Raw genomic sequence first — 1,925 nt, 5'->3', positions numbered from 1 at the left:
CCGTTGTACTTATACTTATAAGTATTGTCGACCAATTGTCCTTCATTATACCCCTTGTGCTTCATCCCAAAAGGATAATAATTGTTTTCCTCGACAATTTCTTCCACACCAGATACAATACCATCCAGATTTATATCTCCATAACTTAGCCTCACATTGCCAAGGTGATCTGTGTAATTGTAAATGTAGGAATAAATAGGAACTTCACCATCATTATTTACATTCACATATCCTTCTGATGTTGGGAAAAATTCAAGTTTACCCCAGACATATTGAAAACCGTCAAGGTAGTCCGTTTCAGGATAAAGTTGTCCAGCGCCCCACGCTACCTGTTTACGTAACTTTGTTCCTGCTGCATCATAGACGTAATTTATTGATTTGGCTACATCATTCACTATTGCAGTAGTTTCGACTTTAATCGGCAGGTTCAGATGATTATAATAAATTTTAGACACATTCTTATTATCATCACTAATCATATTACCGAAATCATCATATCCATAATCATCGCCAAGATTATTGCCATCTGAGAAACCTTCTGAATTATTCCAATTGTCAGAGACACGCATCAGCTGATTCTTATTCTGTGGATGATAAAAATACTCGAGATAGTCTAGCTCATTGTACCAATTCTGAAAATCAGTTCCTCCATATCTGAACATACTGGTTATGTTCCCGTTTTTGTCATAAGTAAGAACAGATTCATCGTAAGCTTTCGTGTGTACCCCTAGCTTATGGTAGAAACCATTTCGTAGCCTGTTAAGGGCATCATAACTGTAGCTGTAGCTGCGCTCTACACCATCTTTTTCAGTCTTCCAAAACGTTTCGGAAATGTTACCGTTGTATAGCGGCTTGACTGCTCCATAGACTTCATTTATTACTTTCTCATAGTTTATCTTGAAGGCAAAAAGGTCACGGGGCTGAGAGTCTATATCGAGTTGCTTGATATTATTAATATCAGTAAGCCAGCCCCTAATATTATACCTGTAATCAATTTGCTGGAGACTATGCTGTCCTGAAAGATCTGTCCCACCTACCTTTTTTATAATGAGCTGTCCAAGCTCATCATATTCGTTCCTCACTAAAAGCTCAGGCGTCCCATTTTCTCCAATTTGATGGACATGCGAATACAGCCTGTCTTGATCCGTATAACTGTAGCTGTCTTTAAGGTAAAGTTCGGAAACTGCTGGGTTGGACTTGTGACGAGAGATTGTATAGAGCGTCTTGCCGCTAAAGTCGAGCTTGCTGTCCACAGAGGTATATCCTCCCAGATAATTGCGCTTGTAATTTTTTATAGGTCTGCCCTTTGCGTCATAAAGAATATAAGAAAGAGAATAAAAAGTTGAAAAAGTGCCATTCAAAACCCTGACCCAGTTACCTGTCGACATACCCTTAGGCTTGACACTTAAGTTGTAAAAAACAGGTTCTCCTTCTACAGCATCAAAATTAGTAGGGCCTCCAGGAAAGGAGTAATCGTCATAATAATTAACAGTAAGCAGTTTTAAACTACTCGTAGGAAAAGCAACATTGGAATAACCAATATTAATATTGTCTACCATTCCGCCACTGTTCCTTTTTTCAGAAAAATTACTATTGGTGGCATTTCGCTGCGCCTGCAAAATATGACGGAATGTTGGCTTCGGATTGAACCAGCCTGTGTATACTATCCTGTGGAATTCATCGTACTTAGTCACCAGCCAACCTACAGCGTTTCCATCAAAAGGAGACAGTGCAGGACCGGTAGCGACTACCCTGTCAAGCCGATCATAAACGATAAACTCCCACTGCTTGCCTGGGAGTTTTTTTTCAACCAGCCTATTTCGGTAGTCGTACTTGTACTGGTAGCACAACCCATCCAGTTCTACTGTAGGACTTGATGACTCAGGGGGAATCACATAGCTTAGGTTGCCAAACTGGTCATACAC

General features: G+C 39.9%; 1 pseudogene. It reads right to left on the bottom strand.

The window, feature by feature from the left end:
* Positions 1–1,925: pseudogene (locus EG849_RS15675) on the bottom strand (DUF6443 domain-containing protein); the annotation flags it as partial.

This window comes from Flavobacterium macacae, from assembly GCF_003865365.1.
Taxonomy (GTDB): domain Bacteria; phylum Bacteroidota; class Bacteroidia; order Flavobacteriales; family Flavobacteriaceae; genus Flavobacterium; species Flavobacterium macacae.
This window is presented reverse-complemented; position numbering and strand designations above follow the sequence as displayed.